Origin of the sequence: Borrelia persica No12 (assembly GCF_000500045.1) — a bacterium.
Taxonomy (GTDB): domain Bacteria; phylum Spirochaetota; class Spirochaetia; order Borreliales; family Borreliaceae; genus Borrelia; species Borrelia persica.
The window spans coordinates 1-2,772 of the sequence record NZ_AYOT01000233.1; the positions used below are offsets into that span (position 1 = coordinate 1).

Here is a 2,772-nt window from a genome sequence, read left to right on the forward strand (position 1 = left end):
TCTGTTTCGTTTGATTGTGCGTTATCGCCTATGTTTTTCTTCAAATTCGCTAACATACTTTCTTTCGCACGGTTCTTCAAATGGGCTCGCTCCTCTTCTGCCCTCCTAAGTCTCTCTTTTCTTTCTTTTGCTTCCTGTTTAAAAAGCCTCTGCAAATATTCTTCTCTTCTCAGCAATTCTAGCCTGCGTTTCTCTTTTTTTGCTTTCTTTTCTGTTTCATGATTGCACAAATTTTTTGTTGCTTTTTTTCTTTCTTTTTCTGCAAGTTTTTTTCCAATGCATATGCTCTCACCATAAACCGATTTTTCAACATATCGCTTTTTGTACTTATTGGGATACCAGTCTCTAAATCTGCCTTCCCAAATTATTTCATAATCGTTTATTATCCCATCTTCTCTTTTCATCATCATCCAGACTTTGTGCTTGTATCTATTTGCAAATTGCTTTAAAAAATGCTCTAAAATGTCTTCAAGACTGTATTCAATTCCATAATCAGTTATTGCTTGCTCCAGATTTAACAGAGCATTTATGTATGTCGAATCGTTGTTACTTAGCTCTTTTATTTGCTTCACGTACTTTTCGCTAATTTTGTAGTCAGATAGCAGTCTTGTTTCGACATCTTTCCTAATTATTTTGCAATCTCTTTTCTTTTTTTTATAAAAATCAGCTTTTTTCAAAAGCATTTCTGAGTTCTCTTTAGAATTCTTTTCTTTTTTATTGCTTATATTAGCTTTATTAATAYCATCCGAATCTTGCACATGCGAAATTATACTCATGCGATTTTTATGAAGTTGTTCGTTGTTTTTTGATTCTATTTTTTCTTTTATGAGTTTTGTATTTTGCGAATTTATATTTTGGGGTTCGTTATCAAAAAGCTCATTAAAATCAAAATTTCCAATAATGAATTTATCTTTTAAATTGTCTTTTAGAAGTTGTGTTAGATATTCTAATATTGCTTCTTTATGAGTAGGCATTAGTTCCATGTTTTGCACATAATAAGCAACACTTCCTTTTCCTTTACCAAATCTTATAATTTTAGATTTTATTAAATTTAGATTGTTTAGTAGCTTTATATCTAATTCTAGAGTGCGTTTACATACTTTTTTTGCATAATCATTTTCTAGTAATTTAAGTACTATGTTTTGGATATCACTTGCTGAATATTCTTCGATTCCCTTTGATTGTTTGTAATTTGTATTTTTAGTATTTATTGTCCAGTAAACTTTGAGTAATCTGTTGTATCGTTTCAGCATTTTACTTATTTGCAATTTAACATAGGACATTCGTATTGTTTGAGTATTATGGGGATTTTTATAAGTATTTAGTTCTACAAGGCTTTTTAATATTGCGTCTATTTGACCTTTTGGGTCTTGATATTTGAAATTCTTATTATCTTTTGCTATACTTAACATGGTTTTTGTTTTTTTATCCAAAGTTTAGATTTTCTTTTTCTTAAAAAGAATCTTTGGATGTTCGTATGTTTTATTATATATGAAAATTTCACTCTTGACTAGTTTTTTAGTTGAGGTGATTTTTTTATACATCACTTTTTTTATTGAATAAAGCTGAGAAACAATTTTTGTGAAATTTCTATTTATATGATAAAAAAATTTAACTAAATTAGTATTTAAGATGTTGTTTATAATCATAAATACTAATTTTAAATCAACTATGCATTATTGTCAATAAAATTGCCCAATCAAATTAAATTGAATTAAATAATTCTGAATATTCTGTAAATAATATTTTTAGAATTATTTATATTTTTTATATAAATTAGATATTTTTTTGTTTTTTTATATAACAATTATTTTTTTTTGATTCTTTGTAAATTGAATTATTTGATGTATCTATTAACCCTTTGATTAACTTTATTTGAGTCTGTTTTTCTTCTTCTATGTTTTGTATCTTTTGTTTTAGTTCTGATATTTCTTCATCTTTGTTTTTTATTTCTTTTCGAGTTTTTTCTTCTATGTGTTGAATTTCTTTTTGAGTTTTTTCTTCTATGTGTTGAATTTCTTTTTGAGTTTTTTCTTCTATGTGTTGAATTTCTTTTTGAGTTTTTTCTTCTATGTGTTGAATTTCTTTTTGAGTTTTTTCTTCTATGTGTTGAATTTTTTCTTGTAATTCTAAAAATGCTTTAATCAATTTTGTTGTATTGCTGTTATTGGTCTTGATTTGTTGTATAGCTTCTATTGAAGGTATTTTATTTTTTTGGTCATATATACTTATTTTTTGTTTTATACTTTTTATTTTATTTTCAACAATTTTTTTAGTATTTATTCTGATTTCTAGGTATCTCATTTCTGTTGTTAAATGACATATTATGTCTTCCGGAATGTATTTCTTTTCGTTGTATATTACATATGCATTTAGTTTAGTTAATTTTCTACAAAGAGTTGGCTTGTCTATTTTAAAATTAAAGTTTTCTTTTAGTATTTTTACTACTTCTCCAAGTTTGTATAATTGTATTGATTCTACTTTTATCATATTGATTTTATCTCCTTATAATAGATAGTATGCTATTTTATTATAGCTAAAGGTTAATTTTTAGTTAAAGATTTATTTATGAGTATTAATTAAACTAGTAAAATACTATTGTTAGCAATCTTGACAAATTTTTATTTATTGTTTATGTTATTAGCATTGATTTTATTTCCAATAGAAGAAAGGCAAGCTACTTTACTTTTATTAAGTTTTATGGCAAAGGTTGATAAGAGTAAAGTATTCTTGTTTGTCATTTTGAAGGCTTAGAGGAGGGGATTTGAGTGT

2 protein-coding genes are annotated in these 2,772 nt (G+C 25.7%); both read right to left on the reverse strand.

All coding sequences use genetic code 11. The features are described 5' to 3' along the window. Positions 1–1,433, reverse strand: a 1,433-nt coding sequence (locus U881_RS11285; protein ID WP_024654275.1) for a plasmid maintenance protein, incomplete at its 3' end; no start/stop codon positions are given. Positions 1,434–1,776: 343 nt separating this feature from the next. Then, on the reverse strand, positions 1,777–2,490 hold the full coding sequence (locus U881_RS0110055; protein ID WP_024654276.1) for a hypothetical protein: 714 nt from the start codon (positions 2,488–2,490) through the stop codon (positions 1,777–1,779). Between the last annotated feature and the right edge of the window lie 282 nt (positions 2,491–2,772).

What these genes read in the sequence shown, in the direction of transcription:
- U881_RS0110055 (WP_024654276.1), bottom strand. Translation starts at nt 2,490, where the DNA reads ATGATAAAAGTAGAATCAATACAATTATACAAACTTGGAGAAGTAGTA.